The sequence below is a fragment of the Niallia circulans NBRC 13626 genome, from assembly GCF_001591585.1.
Taxonomy (GTDB): Bacteria; Bacillota; Bacilli; order Bacillales; family Cytobacillaceae; genus Niallia; species Niallia circulans.
The window spans coordinates 125,365-147,432 of sequence record NZ_BCVE01000001.1 but is presented as its reverse complement, the minus strand read 5'-3'; the positions used below and the strand labels follow the sequence as shown (position 1 = coordinate 147,432).

Here is a 22,068-nt window from a genome sequence, read left to right as displayed (position 1 = left end):
ATAGCGAATCTATTTTAATTTATCCATATTTTTTAATTACTACTTTAATTACAATAGATCCTTCAACTGGGAGATGCCTATTTTGTAATGGTTTGATACTATTTTTTTTAACGAGAATGAGATATAATAAGTAGGTAGTAAAAAAATAGTATCTAGTACTAATAGCAGATGATATTATTTTTGATAGCGGTTTTTATCAGCGGAATATTTGGCCATTTTAAAAATCTTATATATATAGTAATGCTACACATAAATATTAGTAATTTTTACATAAAGGAGAAAGAAAAAATGTATGCATTTACGAGCAGATTTGCAAATGTTGTCTTAAAAATTTTTGGAAGAACAAAGGTAATCAATAAAGATAAATTACCGCAAGATACTGGTTATGTGGTTGCATGTTCTCATATTGGCTGGGTGGATGTGGTTGCGCTTGGTACTTCTTTATTACCAAATGAAATTCACTTTATGGCAAAGAAAGAGTTATTTAATAAACCAAAAGCAGCTAAATTTTTGCATAGTATTAATGCTTTTCCAGTGGATCGAGAAAATCCAGGCCCAAGCAGTATAAAAACGCCAGTAAAACTATTAAAGGACAAGAAGATAGTAGGAATTTTTCCTAGTGGAACAAGAACTTCTGAGGATGTGCCATTAAAAAAGGGAGCTGCTACCATTGCAAACTTGGCGAGAGTGCCTATCGTTCCAGCAGCTTATAGTGGTCCAACAGATTTAAAGGGTCTTTTAAGGGGCAGGAAAATACATGTTATATTCGGTGATCCAATTTCCTTGAAAAAGGAAGATGGTACAAAAAAAGATCCAGCTGATATTACAAGGGAATTAAGTGATGTAATGGCACAATTACAAAATGAATTAGATAAAAGAGGCGGTAAGCAATGATGAATCTACAGAAAGTGAAGGATATACTAAGTCGGTATCCTCTGCCTTTAGTAGATGAAATATTAGAGTTAAAAGAAGGCAAAATGGCAGTTGGAGTAAAGCAAATTAACAAGGAAGATACATTTGCAACGGGACAAAATCCAAATAATCCGATTATGCCAGGCGTCCTTATAATTGAAGCGATTGCTCAAGTTACTGCAGTAGCTATTCATAGTGAAGAAAAACATAGGAATAAATTTGCCTTATTAGCAGGCATAAATCATTCCAAAATTCGTAAGCCTGTATTTCCTGGGGATGAGCTTTGTATGGAAGTAATGGTTGAAAAGGTGAAAAATAGCTTTGCTAAAGCAAGAGGTAAAGCAACAGTAGCTGGTGAATTGATTTGTGAAGCAGAGTTTCTTTTTTCCTTTCAATAAGCAATGCCAATACTTGGTCACTTTCTAGAAATGGACAATTTTTCTAGAAGGTGATTTTTAATTTTTATGGAAGATTAGATAGCTAATTATAGCAGTTTTCAACAGTTTCTATCATAAATTTTACGCATCCAAAATAATAAAAAAATTTATAAATCCTCCTTAAAATAATTACAATTCCCTATCAAATATTTCATAGATTACAAGACTATTTTCTAGTAAATAGACATATATCTATAAGGAGAAAGGGGATGTACCTATATGCAAACCTCCAAAACACGTACATTAATCCAATATTTGAACACAACAATATTAGGAATCATCCTAATGTTTATCCTTATTGCGGGAATCACGACCTCTATTTTTTCCTTTAAATTAACTTCTGATAATGTTGCCAATATCTTAAAATCTGTAAATACAACGGAAATTTATACAGAAATATTTCATAGTGAAAATCATCTTTTTCCAAAATCAGATGGAAAGGGACTTTCAATCGGAAATATTCTTTTTCAAATTGCCACTAATATTCGTTTAGATGACACGCGCACACTTTTAGGAAGAGAACTACCTGCTTTGACTTTTTTTCATACTGAAATAGTTGTCGCAGAAGAAGGGACAAGTCTTGCTAATCTTCCGTTTGAGTCAACACCATCCGAAGAGCTTATGAAAAATCCTAAAGAAGTAGATGAAGAAAAAGTGGAGAAGGAAGAAAAGCCTTCAGATAACAAAGCACCAGTTACTACTCCAAAAAATAAAACAGTGTTGGTCTACAATACTCATAATCTAGAAGCCTATCTACCACTTTTAAAGAATGCAAATGAAAATGAAGCAGTCAGCTCAGATGAACGGGCTAATGTAGTTGGATTAAGTAATAAATTAAGTAGTCTATTGCAAGATGAAGGGATTGGCGTGCAATTAGATAAAACAAATATTAACCAAAAGCTTCTTGATAGAGGCTGGAATTTCTTCTCATCTTATGCCGTTTCTAAAGAAGTGGTGGAGACAGCAGTTAGCGAAAATAAACATATAAACTATTTAATTGATATACACCGAGATTCAGCAAGGAAAAAAACTACTAGTGCTACGATTAATGGCAAAAACTATGCCAAATTACTATTTATTATAGGCAATGCGAATAAAGGATATGAAAAAAATCAAGAATTTGCCAAAAAGCTTCATGCTGAACTGCAAAAAAAATACCCTGGGATATCAAGAGGCGTATTCCTTAAGGGAAAAGAAGAAGGAAACGGAGTATACAATCAGAACTTTTCTGACCGTGCTATCCTACTTGAAGTAGGTGGGATAGACAATACGCAAGGAGAATTGAACCGCAGCATTGCAGCATTTGCTGACGTATTCTCAAAGGTGTATTGGGAAGAAAATGATGCGACACAGCAATAACGAAGAAAAAGCTGGACCACCTTTTATATTGGAGGTCCAGCTTTTTTCTATTTAACTATTGATTTTATTTTGCAAATATTGTTTATACCTTCTAAGTGCAGCTTCACTTGTTAAATGAAATTGGTGCATTACCTTCTCATCGCTCACTCCTAATGCTAGTTCTTTTAATATAGCAGCATTGCGAAAATTGACTGCAGAAATTTTACGTAAACCTGCTCTTCTTACTTCATCTTTAATCATTTCTTGAATAGCGCGGACAGACAGAGCTTTTGGTTTTTGTCGATCATAATCATATTGAAAAGAATAAGAAATATTGTTAAAGGCGGCAAACACAGGATCATTAGAATAATATTTTGGTCGAAGGACTTCCGGAATGGAAAAGTAGTATGCTCGTAATTTTGTCAGAATATCACTTGGAATGGCGAGAAGGAACGCATTATCCTCTCTATGCAGAGTTAGTTCTCCTTGTGCTAAGTTTACATCTTTCATTTCAATACTATGTATATCGAGAGGTGTCAGGCCAAAAGTTTTTAATAAAGCCACAATTGTCCAATTTCTTGTCAGCAGATAGTTTCGAGCCGATTTTTTGGTTCCTTCAAAATCCTTTGTCAGCAGATTTTGCAATAATTTATTATATTCTTCACTTGTAATAAAATCTTTTGTAGTCAGGGAACGCAATGGGGCAGCTTCAGCTAGTTTATGAATTTCATGGGCACAAACACATTGATGGTACATCATTAGTCTGCTAAGGACAGATGCCAGACGGCGTATTGTTGCCTGTGACAGTTGCTTTTCCTTTAAATAATGAAAGTAAGCGCGAATGTCATCAGCTCCTAATGCCTTTATTGTTTCAAATTTAGTATTTTCCTTGTATGTAGAAAGCCAGCTGAAAAATTTCTTTAAATCAGATTCGTACTGTTTTAATGTAAGTTTGCTTCGTCCAGATTGATTTAAGTTCTCCATATAGTCAAGTGCATAATCAGGCAAGGTAATCATCATATATGTTCCATCCTTCTTATGAATTTTTTTCAAACTATCCGAAATGCAATAACCTCTCTTCTTATTTTGACATAGGTTAAAGAAGGAGAGAGAAAGGGGATATTTAAATTGATTAGAATTAAAGTTGGTGAGTCTGTCTACCAATATCATACTAAATTAGAACATTATTTTTCAAAAATTAAGCATAATATCATTGGCAATAATGTAACCTTTTCTACACCTTATGGAACGCAGCAGCTGCTATATGCGGATTGGACGGCAAGCGGCAGATTATATAAGACTATTGAAGAGAAGATTATCAATAAATTAGGTCCTTATGTTGCTAATACACATACGGAATCAAATATTACAGGTACTTATATGACTAAGGCATATAAGGAAGCAAAGCGAATTATCAAAAAGCATGTTCATGCAGACGAAAATGACATTATTTTATTCGATGGATTTGGTATGACAGGGGTTGTTAATAAATTACAAAGAATAATAGGTTTAAAGAATAGCTGTGCATGTGCGAAAAAGGAGAAAATTGCTGTAGTATTTGTCACTCATATGGAACATCATTCTAATTATTTATCATGGCTGGAGACAAATGCAGATGTCATAATGATTAAGCCAAATGACAATGGGGATGTCAACAAGGAACATTTAGAATCTTTGCTAGAGCAATATAAGGACATCCCATTAAAAATAGGGGCATTTACAGCATGCTCTAATGTTACTGGAAGGAAAACAAATTACCACGAGCTGGCAAAAATAATGCATAAGTATAAAGGCTATTGCTTTGTTGACTTTGCGGCATCAGCTCCTTATGTAGAAATGAATATGCATCCTGATAATAAAGAGGAACGATTAGATGCTATTTATTTTTCACCTCATAAATTTCTAGGTGGACCGGGAACAAGCGGAGTGCTAGTGATGTCAAAGAAGCTTATTTATTCCAGTATACCGGATCAGCCAGGAGGGGGAACCGTTGATTTTACGAATGAGTGGGGAGATATCCTCTACAAAAAAGAGGATGAAGAACGGGAAGATGGGGGAACGCCAGGATTTTTACAAGCGATTAAAATAGCGTTATGTATACAACTAAAAGAAGAAATGGGAATAGAAAGAATAGCGGCTAGAGAGAAGGAGTTAATTCAATTAGCTATGTCAGAACTGAAGAAAATCAATAGAGTTCGCATACTAGAAGGAGAAAATGAAGATAGGTTAGGCATTATCTCGTTTATTTGTGAAGATATTCATTATGATTTAGTCGTACAATTATTGAATGATCGCTTTGGTATACAAGTAAGGGGCGGCTGTTCGTGTGCTGGTCCATACGGACATTATTTACTACCAATTACAAAGGAATATTCCAAAGCAATAAGCAAAGAAATACAAGAAGGAGATTTTTCCCATAAACCAGGGTGGGTGCGAATATCCTTACATCCTACAATGAGCAACGCAGAAGTATACTATATAGTGGAGGCTATTAAAAAGATTCTAAAATACCAAGATGAATGGGTAAGGGACTATGTAACAAAGCCTTTCTCTTGTGAATATCAATCATTAAGAAGAAATAAATTACAGGTGAAAGATTTGTTTACGATATAAGCGGCAGCAACGAGCGGCATACATTTACTTCACTCCCTTAATAAGGGAGTTTTTAGTAAGGGGATAAATAGTTTGAAAATTTCACAAAAAGAGTTTGACTACCAATATTTTCTTTTATATAATATGATTGATTAATCAATCATTTAAGAAGTGGGGAATTCAAATGGCTAAACCAAGATCTGAACAAAAAAAAGAAGATATTTACCAAGCTGCTTTAAAGTTGTTTTCACATAACGGTTTTAGTAAAACAACCATTAAGGATATTGCTGCAGAAGCAGGTGTTAGTTTTGGAACGGTATTTACTTATTATGAAAATAAAGAAACTTTGTTTACAGAATGTGTAAATAGACCTCTCCAATTATTTAAGGAGATAATAAATGAAACCAAAAATGAACTTACTGATTTAACTGAAGAAAAACTTAAATATATCATTCAAAAACATCTGAATTTATTCATGGAGTCCGAAAAAGAACTTCGTATTGTGCAATATGTGATTGGGCAGCCAGATAGATTCGCTGAAATTCATGCATTAGATGAATTTGTTGAACTATTTTTAGTTTATATTCAAGAAATTGTTCATATAGGAATGGAAAAAGGCTTCTTGCCAAAAAGTAACTCCAAAGAGGTGGGGTATGGATATCTGGCTTTCCTAATGGGAGCTCGGTTAACCTATTCAGATCATGCGCATGCTATGTTTACAAGCACATTTACAAATCAAGCTTACCGTTTATTTGGTATGGAAGGGGAATAGCCGATGAAAACATTTAGCAATTACATATTTCCCTTCGTATCCGCATGTATTTACAGTTTGTTACTTCTTTAACATCAAGTGCAATCATCCCTTATATATCTGTTTATTTTAGCTCACTAATCGGATCAACGCTAACAGGAGTAATTGTCATCATAGTCATTCTCTCTGGTATAGTTGGCGCATTAATCGGCGGCTACTTGGCAGACAGAATCGGGAGAAGAAAAATGATGATAATAGCAGAAGCGGGCATAGGAATAACCTATCTTTTTATTGCAGTCTTTAATTCACCATGGATTAATCTACCATATATAAGCGCTGGTTTATTTATGATTAATTTATTTTTTAATGGCATGTTTTTCCCTGCATCTACAGCAATGATTCATGATTTAGTATTGGCAGAGCAACGGAAATTTGTTTTTACAGCGATGTATTGGCTAGCAAATTTAGCAACCGCACTTGGTACTATCACAGGAGCATTTTTCTTTATTGACTATCATTTCTATTTCTTCCTATTAGTTGGTATTGTGTCACTTGGATCAAGCTTAGTTACCTATGTATTTATTAAAGAATCTCTTATGAAAAATAAATTTTTAAGGAGCGACAATAAATCTAAATTTACTATTTGGTCTAATTATCTTCATGTCTGGAAAGACCGGACTTTTATGATTTATTTACTTTCCTGCTTCCTTATCTTCTCTCTTGAGAGCCACTTAACAAATTATATTGCCATTCATTTAAGAGATACAATGCAAGATACTAACCTTTTTGGAATCCTTCCTGTAAATGGTATCAATATGGTGGGAATTCTTCATGCGGAAAATACTATACTGGTAGTTTTTTGTGTAGGTATTGTTACATGGATGATGAAAAAAATATCGGACAATAAGCAATATTTTATAGGAATGTGTTTATTTGTGGTTAGTTATTGTATCCTAACCTATATCTCGTCACCATTATGGCTTATTATGATGATGCTGTTTATTTCAATAGGCGAATTGATGTATGTTCTGATTAATCAAAGCATCCTTGCAGATTTAGTGAATGAAAATTACCGTAGCTCTTATTTAGCTCTGAATGGATTGATTGGTCAAGGACAGATGATAGTAGCTGGCTTAGCAATTACTATAAGCACCCAAATTTCTGCCTTAACGATGTCTTTAGGATTATTCTCATTTGGGATATTAGGCTTGTTATTAATGGGTTATGTTGTTAAAAAGGAAACAAATTCTAAAAAACAAATGAACATAACCCAAACAGTTTAAAAATCTCATTATTGATGCTATAAATATTAACGTCTGAATTTTATTTAAGGAAAACGTCTATTTATAAGGAGAATCTATGTTATAATAAATGTAATTTGATAAAAAGCAAACCACAAGGGGAGCGTAATGCTGAGAGTGATCAATCGATCTGACCCTTCGAACCTGTTAGTTAATTCTAACGTAGGAATGTGGGAAGAGTTTATATAGTATTGCTATATTATTCATTTCGCGCGTTAGTTCTCCTTTTGGTCTGCAGAAAAAGGAGATTTTTTTATGAAAAATATGAAATTAGTTGTCATGATAGAAGTGGCAATCATGGCGGCAATTGCACTTATCCTTGATTTATTGCCATCTATCCCAATATTTAATACTTCGATTTCTTTTGCCATGGTACCTATTTTTATCGTCGCATTTCGCTGGGGCTTTAAAGCTAGTGCAAGTGCAGGATTTTTATGGGGACTACTGCAAATAGTTTTTGATTTACAAGCTTTAACATTCTGGCAAGTAATTTTAGAATATTTAGTTGCATTTGCTTGTATTGGCTTTGCTGGACTATTTGCTTCCTCAATTCAAAATGCTTTAAAAACGGAACAAAAAGGATTAGCGACTGGCTTAATTATTTTGGCAGTGGTTGTTGGTGGGTTTACTCGCTATATTTGGCATTTCATTGCAGGTGTAACTGTATGGGCAAAATTTGCACCAGAAGGTATGTCACCATTTATCAATTCCTTGATTGTAAACGGTGGTTCCTACTTAGGAGCAACTATTTTATGTTCGATTATTCTTGTTCTTTTAGTAGTTTCTGCTCCGCGTATTGTACTTGATCGACCTGTAAATGGTGTTTCTAAAAATTAAAGAGTACAAAAGAAGACGTTCCTTTAGGAGCGTCTCAGCTTGTTGACAAAAGGAATTTAGGAAATGCAAATGGAATTATTATGCATTGATTGGAGTGGAAGGGGTGAGACTCCTGTGGGATCTGCGAGACAGTCTGAGACCCTGCAGGCCTTAGGCCGAAGCGGCTCAGCGCGAGCCCCGCGGAAAGCGAACCCCTGCAGCGGAAATCAACTCTTATTTAAAAGATGCATATTTATAAACTAAGACAAACTCCTAATTACTGAATTAGGAGTTTGTCGACGGTCTGAGACGTTCCTTTAGGAGCGTCTTTTCTTATCATATGGTACAATATTCCAAAAGGGAAAATCAGATTTTTAATAATGAAAGATTGCAATACGCCAATGACCACTATAATATTTAAAAATTAGAAAAGTAGGTGTGTGAAAGTGATTAATTTAAAAAATGGGTTAGCTATTCAAATTCGTCCATATAAAGAAGATGATTTCCAATCGATTCATGAATTAAACAAACTCGAACACTGGACTAACTTAGTAGAGAATAAAGAAGATACTAAGTCTGCCTGGAATCATTCGAATGCTGCCTATGTCGCTACTCTTAATGATCAATTAATAGGCTATATTAGAGGTATTACCGATCGTTCGATTACTTTGTTTATTTGCGAATTACTCGTTGATCCGAACTATAGAGGGATTGGTCTTGGGAAAGCACTCTTATACTATGTACATAGTAAATACCCCTTAACCAGAGTGGAAATGCTTGCTAGCAGTACTTCTAATACTTATTATGAAAGCAAAGGCTTCCGGTCATTTTATGGATATAGGAAAACCTTCCTTGAGTACAATAAATAAGGTATTGATAAGCATATTAGAAGGTACTTCCAGAAGTGAGGTGAGAATTGGTAATGAATAATAAGAGAAATTTTATATTCATCCTTTTATTCTTATTTTTTCCATTAATATTTTTGCTTAGTTCTTTCGGTTGGAGATATATCATGCTGCAGAAAGAACTAATCGTAGTTGCAACAGACTGTTTTGCTATTTTAGGTATTTACTATGTGATTATCAGTGTTTTCTTTTCTTTTTCTGTTAAAAAGATAAATTTAAAAGATTTAGAATAGAAAAAGACATAGGAGTAGAGAATCGAAAAAAGAATGGATGTATACCGTATTCCTGAACTAGTAATAACTTTATAGAACTTAAGTAAGGGAGCCATCCTTCCGTTTGGATGGTTCTATTTTTTGTCGAATTCTGTGTTAATATGAAACTATTATCATTCGAAAATCGTCTAGATTTTGATAGAATCCGTTTGCAGGGACTACTTCAAGGAGGTAAAAATGACAGAAATAAATTATTCATTTCAAAAAAAGCCAACAAAGAGAAAATTAATTGGCGGTATTATCATAGCGGCATTAATAGTCGCTATATCTTTCATTATGCTAATGTTTTACCCATTTGGCAATAAGGATAAGGTGGATTATTTCAAAGGGGAAAATCCTGTATTATTAAATGGAGAACAAGTCGGCAATGCCATTATAGACAAGGGGACGGTTTATTTGCCGCTAAATATTTGGCAGGAAAAAATAGATGAAAGTATCACTTTTGATGAGAATAGTAATTCCGTTATTGTAACGACTAAAGATAAAGTGATCCAATTTCCGTCCGATTCTGTTTCCTATTATGTAAATAATAAAAACACTAAACTTTCCTTTCATCCATTAAGAGATGAGAATGGAACAGTTTACTTGGCCTTAGATCCATTAGCAAGCTTTTATCCAATCCAATACACTTTAGTAGAGGATGACCATGTGGTGCTTTTAGAGGAAAATGGACAAGAAAGAGCAAGTGGAATATTTACTACGAAAAAAGTTAGAAAGGATTTCACCAGATTGCGTTCAGAGGCTGCATTACGATCTCCTTACACAGGGGAATTAGCACCTGGTGAGCATGTAACAATTGAAAAAGATGTAGATGATTTTTATTTTGTAAGAAAAGCGAATGGAATTGCTGGGTTTGTAAAAAAGCAATATGTAGATAAAGGGAAATCAGAGGTTGTTGAAGTTGAATTAGAACAGAAAGAACCTAAATTGAAGAAGGTCAATGGACCAATCCAATTAACATGGGAAGCTGTTTATTCAAGAAATCCAGATACTTCAAAGATTTCAAAAATGCACGGTGTAAATGTTGTATCCCCAACTTGGTTTAAACTGAAGGGGAATGATGGTAATGTTAGTAATTTAGGCTCAAAAGCTTATGTTAATTGGGCGCATAAACAAGACTATCAAGTGTGGGGATTGTTTTCTAATGATTTTGATCCTGATAAAACACACGAAGTATTCAAAGACTATCAGAAAAGGCAAACGGTGATTAGACAACTCTTAGTCTATAGTGAAATGTACGATTTAGATGGAATTAACATTGATATTGAAAATGTTCGGGAAGAAGATGGCAAATATATCACCCAATTTGTGAGAGAAGCTACACCTTATTTACATGATGCGGGTCTGACTGTGTCAATGGATATAACGTTTATAGCTGGCGGAAATTATTCAGCATTCTTACAGCGAGACCATTTAGCTGAGATTGTCGATTATCTTGTTGTAATGGCATATGATGAGCATTGGGCAACAAGCCCGAATCCTGGAAGTGTGGCAAGTTTTCCATGGGTTGAAGCAAATTTAGAAACATTACTTGACATTGTTCCAAATGATAAGCTTGTCCTCGGAGTACCATTATATGCGCGACTATGGGAAGAAAAAGAAAATGGAGAATTATCCTCTAAATCACTTTCGATGGAAAGTGTGGAGGAGTGGTTAAAAGAACATAAAGTTACTCCTACCTATGATGAAGCGAGCGGTCAAAATTATGGGGAATATTATGATAAAAAAACGAAATCAACCTTTAAAATTTGGCTGGAAGATGAATTATCTTTAACGAAGAGAGCAGAATTAGTCGAAAAGTATAACTTAGCTGGACTTGCGAGTTGGTCGCGTACCTTTGCTAATGAAGCAGCATGGTCTGCTTTATCTTTAGAGAAAAAAGAACAATAAGTAATGCTTAAAAACCACTTTCCCATACAAAGGAAAGTGGTTTTTGATAGCATTTTATATCTTAAATAAATTAACTATTGTTTGTAACTCTTCAGCTAATTTTGCAAGAGATAAGGAAGAAGAGGAAATTTCCTCCATAGAAGCAAGCTGTTGTTGGGTTGCTGCAGATATATTTTGTGTCCTATTTGCGGATTCAATCGCAACATCACTTACTTCGTAAATTGTATGGTTAATAATGTCTGTACCTTCTGTAAATTTCACTAAGGCTTTCGATATTTCTTCGATTTGACCAACTACATTCTTTACAGCTATTTCAATTTTTTGAAAAGAGTTTCCGGCAATCTGCACAATATCTAATCCAGATTGAACTTCGTTGGAAGCTTTTTTCATTGTTTCAATGGTTTGCTCAGTATCCTTTTGGATCATGTGGATTAGCTTCGCAATATTTTCGGTAGAGGCCGTTGATTCTTCTGCAAGTTTTCTTACTTCGTCGGCAACAACCGCAAATCCTTTTCCGTGCTCACCAGCTCTAGCAGCTTCGATAGCTGCATTTAAAGCTAACAGGTTTGTTTGGGCTGAGATTCCGGTAATAACATCCGTGATTTGGCCAATTTCGGTTGAACGTTCATTTAAAATGCTTATTGCATCTGAAAGACTATTAACGTTTAAGTATATCGAATTCATTTGCTTATTTACTTGTTGAATAGCTTCGTTGCCTTCTGTCGACACTTCAGATGCATGCTTAACGTTTTCAGACATTTTTTCCGTATGTGCAGCAATTGAATTTGTATGTTCCGAGATTGTTGTGATGACTTGATTGCTTTCTTTTACCTTCATTACTTGTGTTTCAGAGCCAGTTGCTAATTCTTGAATAGTCAGGCTTATATGCTCACTTGCACTGCTATTTTGTTCTGCACTTGCACTAAGTTCTTCCGATGCAGACGCTACATGCTGTGAGGATTCCTGAACAGTGCTAAATACATTTCGGAGTTTCTCCGTCATTCGGTTGAAAGAGGTAGTTAGTTCACCTATTTCATCTTTTGATTGATAGGTTCCTTTTACTGTAAAGTCTCCTTGTTCTGCTTTAAATAACAAATCTTTTATTTGTTTTACTGGTCTTACAATCATACGACTGATAATAAGACTAATAAATAATAAGAGAATGAGAGCAACAATACTAATGATAAAGACAAAAATAGTAATTTTTTGTACACTATCTAAGTTTTCTTTATAAGTAGCTTCTGCAGAAGAAGCTTTTAAGTTTTGAAGCGCTGTAAGAGTGTCATTTACTTTGATTCTATATTCCTCAACATCAGTTGTAAAAATACGGTAGGCTTCTTCATTTTTATTTTGTAAGGCAAGTGAGATAACATCTTTTCTTGCATCATTTAACTTTTGCATTTCTTCGTTATATACGGTAACAAGCTCTTTTTCCTCGCTTGTTAAGTTTTCTTTTAAAAATTCAGACAACAGCTGATCCGTTTCTTGAGATGTAGCTGTTAACTGATCATTTAATTGTTTGTTTTTGGCTGAATCAGTAGTAAGTAAGAGCTCTAAAGTGTAGCCATTACTAGCTCTTGTGTTAATTCTCATCTGCATAAGATTGGATATCGGTATTAAACTTTTCTCATACATTTCTTGTGAATCTTTTGCCATATCTTTAATGTAGTGCAATCCCGTGTATCCAATAGTTCCCAGAGAAAGGGCACTTACTAAAATAATGATAAAAAGTTTCTTGGTAATATTTAGATTTTTAGTAGTTTCAAGCAGATTTCTCCTTTAAGTTAAAATAATATTTACACTACTATATCGGCAGGGATAAGCAGTATATAAGTAACTTTTGAAAATATTTTTTTCGCTGGATGTTTCTACTTTTTTTTTCTAAAAAAACAAAGGAAAAAGGCTAGTAATAAATACCAATTTTGTTTTAAAAAGAAGCGATAATGAATTAAAAAATGGAAGCACATTGTTTTTAGAGTAACTATTTTGGAAGGGATAGAGGGAATTATAATGAATAATATTGCTTCAGTGTTCAATATAAAACAATGGAAAAGCGTGCTTTCTGGGAACCGATATAAGTCTTGCGAGCATTTATTAGAATGATAAGTGGGGAGATTTAAGGTATTATTTGAAAATGATCCCTGCAGATGTTTAGATATTGCTAAAAACTTTAGGTTGGAATAAATCTTTGTAAATAATGCAATTTTCTTTTGAAGTGTGGAAAAATTTGCTATTGTTATAGTGTATTCTATTATGCTTTCCATCGTTTTTTCTTCCCTCTTTGGGGAAATATACTAGAAATGAATTGGAAAAGGAGCGATTTTAATGACAATTGAAAATCCAAGTCGAGAAGAAATTGGAAAAATTTTAAAAAAAGCGAAAAAAATTGCGGTAGTTGGCTTAAGCGATAATCCTTCCAGAACATCCTATATGGTTTCAGAGGCAATGCAAAAGGCAGGATATGAAATTATCCCCGTAAATCCAACGGTGGACGAAGTGCTAGGTGTAAAAGCAGTTAAGCAATTAACAGATATCGAGGGACATGTTGATATTGTTAATGTATTTAGAAGATCGGAATTCTTACCAGAGGTTGCAGCTGACTTTGAAAAAATAGATGCAGATGTATTTTGGGCTCAATTGGGGCTTGTACATGAAGAAACATTTCATGATCTAACAGAAAAAGGCTATACGGTAATCATGGATCGCTGCATTAAAGTAGAACATGCGATGACAAAATAGGAAACGACAAAGCAGAATGGTTGTCACTAATCATTCTGCTTTGTCGTTTGTAATAGAATAGCATTTATCCTATAAAGACTGTTTGTTTGAGTGGTTAAAACGTTATCAATTTTAAAAAAAAGAAGACAGTATTTATAATCTTATTCGTTTTTCCATAGAATCTGTGTTAACATAATATAGATAAAAAGAGGAAATCCTCTTTAAAAAAATCTTTTGCTTTTGCCATTATTGGTATAATATTGGTTTTGTCGGGAAAAAATCGAAAGATAAAATGGAAATTGAACGTGAAAAATGAGAATATGTGCTACAATACGAAATGAGAACAAATGTTCTTAATCAGACAGGTATCAACAACTGTTTATTAAAATTCGATAATTTGAAAAAAGAAGGTTAGTAGAAAAAGCCTTCTTTTAAACTCGTCTAATAAAAAGCAGGGCTGTTTTAGAATTATTGTTAACGATAGAAATTAGCTTTATATAAGAAAGTGACAAAAATTCTTAACTGCCTAATAAACAATTTTCCGATAAATGTTTTGAATCTTAGAGGATAATTCGTTTTTTAGACGAATACATAAACAATTGTTCGACATGATACATAGAAAGATACTATGTCGGATTTGTAGAAGTGAAAGGGGTATGTCAGTGGCAAAAAATCAGCAAGCATTCGAATATAATGATGATGCCATTCAGGTGTTAGAAGGTTTAGAAGCTGTCAGAAAACGTCCAGGTATGTATATCGGGAGTACAGATTCTAGAGGTTTGCATCATCTTGTATATGAAATTGTAGATAACGCAGTCGATGAAGCACTGGCTGGATATGGAGATGCAATTATTGTAAAAATTCATCGCGACAATTCCATTAGTGTCAAAGATAGAGGACGTGGAATGCCGACTGGAATGCATAAGATTGGAAAGCCAACTCCTGAAGTTATCTTTACCATTCTTCATGCTGGAGGAAAATTTGGACAAGGCGGTTACAAAACAAGTGGCGGCTTACATGGTGTAGGTGCTTCTGTTGTGAACGCATTATCAGAATGGGTTGTTGTAAAGATCAAGCGCGATGGCTTTATTTATGAACAACGTTTTGAAAACGGCGGAAAACCTGTCACCACACTAGAAAAAGTCGGGAAAACAAATCAAACTGGAACAACGATTCACTTTAAGCCAGATCCAGCGATATTTTCAACAACCACTTATAATTATGAAACGCTTTGTGAACGATTAAGAGAATCTGCCTTTTTATTAAAAGGGCTAAGAATTGAAATTATCGATGAAAGAAATAATGAGCACGGTGTTTTCCATTATGAAAATGGAATAGAAGCATTTGTTGAATATTTAAATGAAGAGAAAGATACCTTGCATCCAGTCGTAAGTCTTGAAGGCGAAAGTAACGGGATTGAAGTGGAATATGCTTTTCAATTCAACGATGGCTATTCAGAAAATGTTTTGTCCTTTGTTAATAATGTCCGCACAAAGGATGGCGGGACACATGAAGCTGGGGCCAAAACAGCCATGACTCGTATGTTTAACGAATATGCGCGTAAAGTTAATCTTCTGAAAGAAAAGGATAAAAACTTGGATGGTTCCGATATCCGTGAAGGTTTATCTGCTATCGTTTCTGTACGTGTACCGGAAGATTTATTACAATTTGAAGGGCAGACAAAAGGAAAATTAGGGACAAGTGAGGCAAGATCAGCTGTGGATGCTGTTGTTTCTGAACACTTAGCTTATTTCTTTGAGGAAAATCCTGAAGTCAGCTCCCTTTTAATTAAAAAATCGATTAAAGCGGCACAAGCTAGAGAAGCTGCTCGAAAAGCAAGAGAAGAAGCAAGAAGCGGGAAAAAACGTAAACGTGGAGAGGCTGTTCTTTCTGGTAAGCTAACTCCTGCCCAATCGAAAAACCCACAAAGAAATGAATTATATTTAGTGGAAGGAGATTCTGCTGGTGGTTCCGCAAAACAAGGGCGAGATCGCCGCTTTCAAGCTGTTCTTCCATTGCGCGGAAAAGTAATTAATACAGAAAAAGCAAAGCTTGCAGATATCTTTAAAAACGAAGAGATAAACACAATTATTCATGCGATTGGAGCTGGAGTGGGAGCCGACTTTAAAGTAGAGGATTCAAACTATGATAAAGTCATCATCATGACAGATGCTGATACAGACGGTGCACATATTCAAGTTCTTCTATTAACGTTTTTCTATCGCTATATGAAACCTCTAGTAGAAGCAGGTAAGGTATATATCGCTTTACCTCCATTGTATAAGGTTAGTAAAGGTTCTGGAAAAAAAGAAGTCATTGAATACTCATGGAGTGATGATGACTTGCAAGATACCATTAAAAAAGTGGGAAAAGGCTATATTTTGCAAAGGTATAAAGGTCTTGGCGAGATGAATGCCGATCAACTTTGGGAAACAACGATGAATCCTGAAACAAGAACATTAATACGAGTTAAGATAGATGATCTGGCCCGTGCAGAGCGTCGTGTCACAACATTAATGGGTGATAAGGTTGAGCCACGTAGAAAATGGATTGAATCGAATGTTGCATTTGGATTAGAAGAAGAAGGCAATATTCTCGAAAATGAAAATATTATGGTCACTGAGGAGGAGAGTCCATCATGAGTTCATTAGAGCAATACCGTGATTTACCTTTAGAGGATGTTCTCGGTGATCGTTTTGGACGGTATAGTAAATACATTATTCAAGAACGGGCGTTACCGGATGCGAGAGATGGATTAAAGCCTGTTCAGCGTCGTATTCTTTATGCGATGCATGAAGAAGGAAATACACATGATAAACATTTCCGTAAATCAGCAAAAACAGTCGGGAATGTTATTGGTAATTACCATCCCCACGGCGATTCTTCTGTATATGATGCGATGGTAAGAATGAGTCAAGAATGGAAGGTTCGTAATGTCCTAATTGAAATGCACGGAAATAACGGTAGTATTGACGGGGATCCGCCGGCAGCTATGCGTTATACAGAGGCTAGATTATCGGCTATTTCTGCAGAGTTACTCCGTGATATTGAAAAAAGAACAGTTGATTTCATTCCAAACTTTGATGATACATCCAATGAACCAACGGTGTTACCAGCGAAATTTCCGAATTTGTTAGTGAATGGTTCTACAGGTATCTCGGCAGGATATGCAACAGATATACCACCACATCATTTGGGAGAAGTTATCGATGGTGTGATTGAGCGCATGGATTCACCAAATTGTACAGTGGAAGACGTTATGAAACATATAAAAGGTCCAGATTTTCCGACTGGTGGTATTATCCAAGGAGTAGAAGGCATTAAAAAGGCATATGAGACTGGTAAAGGGAAAATCATTGTTCGCGGGAAAACAGAAATTGAAACATTAAGAGGCGGCAAGCAGCAAATTGTCATTACCGAGGTTCCTTATGAGCTAAATAAAAGCAATCTTGTGAAAAAGATTGATGAATTGCGTTTGGATCGTAAAGTTGAAGGAATTGCAGAAGTAAGAGATGAAACGGATCGTACAGGATTGCGAATTGTAATTGAGTTAAAAAAAGAAGTAGATGCAAACGGAATTCTAAATTTCTTATTTAAAAATACCGATCTACAGATTACCTACAGCTTTAATATGGTTGCCATTCATAATAAACGTCCAAAGTTAATGGGAATTATCGCTTTACTTGATGCTTATATCGAGCATCAAAAAGAAACGATTAAACGACGTACTGAATTCGACTTGCAAAAAGCTAAAGATCGAGAGCATATTGTGGATGGATTAATTAAAGCATTATCTATTCTTGATGAGGTTATAGCAACGATCCGCGCATCAAAAGATAAACGAGATGCGAAAAATAACTTAATGGCTGCTTTTCAATTTACTGAGCCTCAAGCAGAAGCAATTGTGTCTTTACAGTTATACCGCTTAACCAATACAGATATAACGGCATTAGAAGCAGAGGCGGCAGAGTTGGCTAAAAAAATTGAAGAGTGGACGGCAATCCTAGCAAGTGAAAAGAAATTGCTTTCGGTTATTAAAAAAGAACTAAAAGACGTAAAAAAACGCTTTGTTAGTGAAAGACGTACATTAATACAAGATGAAATTGAAGAAATTAAAATCAATCTTGAAGTCTTAATAGCGAGTGAAGATGTAATTGTCACTGTAACGAAAGATGGATATATTAAGCGCACAAGCCAGCGTTCTTATGCAGCGAGCAATGGCCAAGATTTTGGCATGAAAGATACAGATAGAATACTTGCTAAGATAGATGTAAACACAACTGAAGTCTTGTTATTGTTTACAGACAAAGGCAATTATCTCTATTTACCGGTACACGAATTGCCAGATATACGCTGGAAGGATCTCGGTCAGCATATTTCCAATATTATACCAATTGACCGAGATGAATCGATTATTAAGGCGATGCCTATAAAAGATTTTGAACAAACTCAATATCTGCTTTTCTTTACGAAAAATGGTATGGCAAAGAAAACAGAGTTGATTAACTATAAAGCACAGCGTTACTCTAAACCATTAGTTGCTATTAACCTAAAAGGAGTCGACGAAGTAGTAGATGTTTTCCTAACAAACGGTAAACAAGAAGTTTTAATAGCAACTCATATCGGCTATGCCTTACGATTCCATGAAGAAGAAATCAATATCGTTGGCGCAAGAGCAGCTGGTGTAAAAGGTATTAATCTTAAAGACAATGATTATGTTGTTGCTGGTAAAGTTATAACAAATCCTCAGCAGGAAAGCGTCGTTATTATTACGCAACGCGGTTCCATAAAAAAAATGAAACTCACTGAATTTGAGTTTTCTGGAAGAGCAAAACGAGGCTTGATTATGCTTCGAGAATTAAAAGCAAATCCACACCGAATTGTTGGGATGACAATAGCTGGGGCACAAGATACCATTTATATTCAAACCGAAAAAGGCGAAATTGAATCGGTGAAAACAGCAGATCTTCGTTTTAATGATCGCTATTCAAATGGATCCTTTATTATCGATGAAACAGAAGCAGGTAAAATTGTTGAATTATGGGAAGAAAAAGTTAGCGATGAGCAAGTATAAATAATATTAGAATAAGAGGTTTCTGATTCGCAAGGTTAACCTGCGAATCGGGAACTTCTTTTTATAAATGAATAAGTTTTGGATATAGGAAAAAGCGATGAAAACCTCTATTGAAGAGAACGAAGGGGAAAAAGCGTTCATCGAATGAAAGAAAACCACTTTTGCGAAGAATGCCGGTGAAAATAGCGTTCATCAAACAAATGAATACTACTTTTTATAATACCACTGAAAATAGCAGCCTTTATCCGAGCAACCCCCGCTTTTTTAATACGAAAATCAAGAACGATAGAGCTCATTTACCTTCTAATAATGCCGCTTTACTTTATGCAAAAACCTTCTATTAAATTTTCTTTTCCTTTCTTACATGATTTTACCAAAAAAGGACACTCTAAAAGTAATAAGACATAGGGAGGTTTTAGCATGAGAAGGGAAATGCTTGTTGCTTTATGTGCTTTCTTTTTGATGACTTTAACTGCTATTACTGGTGTATATGCAATGGAAAAAGAAGATAAAACAAACAAATTAATTTTGGAAGAAAAAATTGATATAACTAATGATGAGCAGGAAGAAATTGTGCAATTAAAAGGAGATGCATCCGATCAGCCTGAAAATAGTAATTTCTTTAAGGAATTTTCCCTGAAGGTAACGAAAGGAAAAGATAAGGGCGCCACTCTAACAGTGGAAGGCGGATTTGATCCTACATTACATATAATCGATATAAATGATGATCATCAGAAAGAAATATTACTTACTGTTTCTGCGAATGAAAGAGGGACAGAAAAAAACTTTTATTTCTTTCAACTGCAAGGCAATCATTTAATAGAATTGGAAAAACCAGAGTTGGCATCGGTTGAAAGTCAGTTTAAAGATGCCTATAAAGCTGAAATAAAAATAAACAAAGAAAAAACATATATTTTCGATTTGTATGATCGGAGAAACCATTATGAGAAACTAGGTCTTTACCATAAAGGAAGATTAAATGAACCAACTGAATTAATTTTATCCCCTTTCTCTGAATTAAAAGTAACACGATTTAACAATCAAACGGCGATGAAAGGGAAACAAAGAATTAGTGGACTGGCGACAGTTGATACGATTGGTTACTTAGAAACTTGGTGGATATGGAAAAAGGAAGAATGGGTATTAGAAAAAGTAAAAGTGAAGGAAATTAGTTATAAAGGAACGAATCACCAATAAACAAGAGATTCTTCATTTTAAGGAGAAATAAGTAGTATAATGAAAGTACTTATTTCTTTATGAAGGGATCGAAATTATGTCATTACTTTTCTTATGTTTAAGCGCTGTACTTGGAGGATGGGTGTTTCAAGTATGCCAGCTTCCCCTGTCTTGGCTGCTTGGCCCCATGTTCAGTACGATCCTTTATGTGCGGCTTGCCAAAATCTCTCCGAAATTACCTTTCTCATTTCGAGATATCGGACTCCTTGTTATTGGCTACCTCATTGGAAGACAATTTACCAGCCAGACACTTATTGAAATGGGGATCCATCTCCCCTCTATGCTTTTCATGACGGTTGTTATGCTTGCCTTTAGTATACTTCTCGCCTTTATAACCTCAAGATTAACGCATAGTAATTTAAAATCAACTGTTGCCGGCAGTATCCCAGGGGGACTATCTCAAATGGTGGCGATTAGTTCAGAAATAAAAGGAATTGATCTCACTGTCGTTACAGTTATTCAAATAAGTAGAATTTTATCTGTCATGATTCTCGTTCCACTCCTCGTATATAGTCCGATTTTGTATGGCAATCAAGGAGTGGCAGCGGTAACATCCACTAATGGAAGCCCGGGCTATCATTGGATCATTTTCTTGATCTTATTCTTTTGCTATTTAATTGCAAGCATAGTAAAAAAGTGGAAGTTTCCAGCGCCGTTTATGATTGGTCCGATGCTTCTTGTTGCAACTATATCGATTGCTGGGATGGATGTACCTGCAATTCCGACAACTCTTGCATGTGTGGCGCAAACATTGATAGGTATTGATCTAGGTTTACAAATTAAATTTGGTAATATCGAAAACAAAGCAAAGTTTTTAAGCGTGGTAACAGTAACTTCTGCCTTACTAGTCCTTTTTTCTTTAGTACTTGGCTATATTTTAGTAAGTGTAGATCAGGATATCTCATTATTGACTGCTTTTATTGGGTTAGCTCCAGGAGGAATGGCAGAAATGGCCGTACTTGGCCAATCTGTTCATGCTAACTTGCCGATTATCACAACGTATCAGCTATTTCGATTGTTGTTTATCTTATTCTGTGTCCCAATGATTATGAAATGGGGATTTCAGCGTGTAGAAAAAAGATTAGCAGAGCGAAAAGGTTAATTTCAGCAGAAGTAATTTGTGCAATAATCTAATTGCTACTTGTAATTTTTTATTTCCCCTAATCAATGAAAAGAAAAAGACGAATCATTATAATTAGTATAAAATAGGATAGAAGCAAGTGGTTTGAATATTCTTATAGGAAGGAGGGAGAAAAAATACCTGTTTTAATATGCTTTGGAGATAGTATTACCGCAGGGAGAGAAACTAGAAACGAACCTGTTTTGACAGCCATGCTGGCAGATACAATCGATCATTATGAAATAATCAATGCAGGAATAAATGGGAATAACACGGTTGATGCATTAAATAGAATTGAAGCAGATGTTATCCAGAAGCAGCCTGATTTAGTAACAATTTTATTTGGTGCAAATGATGCAGCCTTTCATAAGATGATTGACTTACCACCTATCGAAAAAATAGGAGGAGAATCGTCCAATTAATTGATCCAGACAAAGCTATTCTGATTACGCCAGCTCCCGTCGATGAAACGTTGCAGTTTGCGAGGGCAAATGAGGTTTTAGCAAGGTATGCAAATGCAGTTAAGGAAGTTGCCAATGAAACAGGAGCATACTTTATTGATTTTTATACTGAAATGCTCTCTTTAGAAGATTATCAGAAGAAACTAAAAGGTATACATAATGATGGTCTTCATTTTGGGGAAGAAGGTTATGCTATTTTAGTAGATTTGCTTGTAAAAAAATTACATGAAATTTAGTAGGTGGAG

General features: G+C 34.9%; 19 protein-coding genes and 1 riboswitch. Of the genes, 17 read left to right on the top strand and 2 right to left on the bottom strand.

Annotated features, from left to right (window positions below; all coding sequences use genetic code 11):
* Positions 1 to 288: 288 nt before the first annotated feature.
* The 3 genes from BCI01S_RS00840 (at position 289) to spoIIP (ending at position 2,708) form a co-directional block, all read left to right on the top strand.
* Entirely contained in the window at positions 289 to 894 is a 606-nt protein-coding gene (locus tag BCI01S_RS00840; RefSeq protein WP_047940630.1) for a lysophospholipid acyltransferase family protein, read from the top strand.
* Positions 891 to 1,310: a 3-hydroxyacyl-ACP dehydratase FabZ gene (gene fabZ / locus BCI01S_RS00835; RefSeq protein ID WP_047940631.1), complete on the top strand. Its 420-nt coding sequence runs from the start codon at positions 891 to 893 to the stop codon at positions 1,308 to 1,310. The genes BCI01S_RS00840 and fabZ overlap by 4 nt, the downstream gene beginning before the upstream one ends.
* 258 nt (positions 1,311 to 1,568) lie before the next feature.
* Positions 1,569 to 2,708: a stage II sporulation protein P gene (gene spoIIP / locus BCI01S_RS00830; protein ID WP_047940632.1), complete on the top strand. Its 1,140-nt coding sequence runs from the start codon at positions 1,569 to 1,571 to the stop codon at positions 2,706 to 2,708.
* 51 nt (positions 2,709 to 2,759) lie between these two features.
* Here the strand turns inward: spoIIP and BCI01S_RS00825 are convergent, their stop codons facing one another.
* The gene (locus BCI01S_RS00825; RefSeq protein ID WP_047940633.1) at positions 2,760 to 3,707 is read right to left on the bottom strand and encodes a tyrosine-type recombinase/integrase; all 948 of its coding nucleotides are present in this window, start codon (positions 3,705 to 3,707) and stop codon (positions 2,760 to 2,762) included.
* A 108-nt stretch (positions 3,708 to 3,815) separates the two neighbouring features.
* On the opposite strand from BCI01S_RS00825, the gene BCI01S_RS00820 reads away from it, so the two are divergent.
* From BCI01S_RS00820 to BCI01S_RS00790, 7 genes are all read left to right on the top strand, one after another.
* Entirely contained in the window at positions 3,816 to 5,300 is a 1,485-nt protein-coding gene (locus BCI01S_RS00820) for an aminotransferase class V-fold PLP-dependent enzyme (RefSeq protein ID WP_047940634.1), read from the top strand.
* 163 nt (positions 5,301 to 5,463) lie between these two features.
* Positions 5,464 to 6,051, top strand: coding sequence for a TetR/AcrR family transcriptional regulator (locus BCI01S_RS00815; RefSeq protein ID WP_061796222.1), 588 nt, complete (start codon positions 5,464 to 5,466; stop codon positions 6,049 to 6,051).
* 44 nt (positions 6,052 to 6,095) lie between these two features.
* Entirely contained in the window at positions 6,096 to 7,313 is a 1,218-nt protein-coding gene (locus BCI01S_RS00810) for an MFS transporter (RefSeq protein ID WP_061796216.1), read from the top strand.
* A gap of 105 nt (positions 7,314 to 7,418) precedes the next feature.
* Positions 7,419 to 7,517: riboswitch (TPP riboswitch) on the top strand.
* Positions 7,518 to 7,586: 69 nt separating this feature from the next.
* A complete protein-coding gene (gene thiT, locus BCI01S_RS00805) occupies positions 7,587 to 8,168 on the top strand; it encodes an energy-coupled thiamine transporter ThiT (RefSeq protein ID WP_047940637.1) in 582 nt (193 codons plus the stop codon).
* Positions 8,169 to 8,593: 425 nt separating this feature from the next.
* A complete protein-coding gene (locus BCI01S_RS00800; protein ID WP_047940638.1) occupies positions 8,594 to 9,016 on the top strand; it encodes a GNAT family N-acetyltransferase in 423 nt (140 codons plus the stop codon).
* A gap of 143 nt (positions 9,017 to 9,159) precedes the next feature.
* The gene (locus BCI01S_RS26120) at positions 9,160 to 9,285 is read left to right on the top strand and encodes a hypothetical protein (RefSeq protein WP_268874776.1); all 126 of its coding nucleotides are present in this window, start codon (positions 9,160 to 9,162) and stop codon (positions 9,283 to 9,285) included.
* A 216-nt stretch (positions 9,286 to 9,501) separates the two neighbouring features.
* Positions 9,502 to 11,214, top strand: coding sequence for a glycosyl hydrolase family 18 protein (locus tag BCI01S_RS00790; protein ID WP_047940639.1), 1,713 nt, complete (start codon positions 9,502 to 9,504; stop codon positions 11,212 to 11,214).
* 54 nt (positions 11,215 to 11,268) lie between these two features.
* Here BCI01S_RS00790 and BCI01S_RS00785 read toward each other — a convergent pair whose 3' ends face one another.
* Positions 11,269 to 12,957 carry a methyl-accepting chemotaxis protein gene (locus tag BCI01S_RS00785; protein ID WP_268874787.1) on the bottom strand — a complete coding sequence of 563 codons (1,689 nt, stop codon included), beginning with the start codon at positions 12,955 to 12,957 and terminating at the stop codon, positions 11,269 to 11,271.
* 582 nt (positions 12,958 to 13,539) lie between these two features.
* Here BCI01S_RS00785 and BCI01S_RS00780 point away from each other — a divergent pair.
* From BCI01S_RS00780 to BCI01S_RS26110, 7 genes are all read left to right on the top strand, one after another.
* Positions 13,540 to 13,953 (top strand): CoA-binding protein, encoded by a 414-nt coding sequence (locus BCI01S_RS00780; RefSeq protein ID WP_061796204.1) that lies wholly within the window; start codon positions 13,540 to 13,542, stop codon positions 13,951 to 13,953.
* Positions 13,954 to 14,594: 641 nt separating this feature from the next.
* Entirely contained in the window at positions 14,595 to 16,574 is a 1,980-nt protein-coding gene (parE, locus tag BCI01S_RS00775) for a DNA topoisomerase IV subunit B (protein ID WP_047940642.1), read from the top strand.
* The gene (gene parC / locus BCI01S_RS00770; RefSeq protein ID WP_047940643.1) at positions 16,571 to 19,006 is read left to right on the top strand and encodes a DNA topoisomerase IV subunit A; all 2,436 of its coding nucleotides are present in this window, start codon (positions 16,571 to 16,573) and stop codon (positions 19,004 to 19,006) included. Before parE ends, parC begins: the two co-directional genes overlap by 4 nt.
* Positions 19,007 to 19,426: 420 nt before the next feature.
* Positions 19,427 to 20,203 (top strand): YybI family spore inner coat protein, encoded by a 777-nt coding sequence (locus tag BCI01S_RS00765; RefSeq protein WP_047940644.1) that lies wholly within the window; start codon positions 19,427 to 19,429, stop codon positions 20,201 to 20,203.
* A gap of 76 nt (positions 20,204 to 20,279) precedes the next feature.
* Positions 20,280 to 21,344 carry an AbrB family transcriptional regulator gene (locus BCI01S_RS00760; protein ID WP_082809984.1) on the top strand — a complete coding sequence of 355 codons (1,065 nt, stop codon included), beginning with the start codon at positions 20,280 to 20,282 and terminating at the stop codon, positions 21,342 to 21,344.
* 221 nt (positions 21,345 to 21,565) lie between these two features.
* Positions 21,566 to 21,784, top strand: coding sequence for an SGNH/GDSL hydrolase family protein (locus BCI01S_RS26115; protein ID WP_268874775.1), 219 nt, complete (start codon positions 21,566 to 21,568; stop codon positions 21,782 to 21,784).
* The gene (locus BCI01S_RS26110) at positions 21,772 to 22,059 is read left to right on the top strand and encodes a GDSL-type esterase/lipase family protein (protein ID WP_328004410.1); all 288 of its coding nucleotides are present in this window, start codon (positions 21,772 to 21,774) and stop codon (positions 22,057 to 22,059) included. Before BCI01S_RS26115 ends, BCI01S_RS26110 begins: the two co-directional genes overlap by 13 nt.
* Positions 22,060 to 22,068 lie beyond the last annotated feature (9 nt).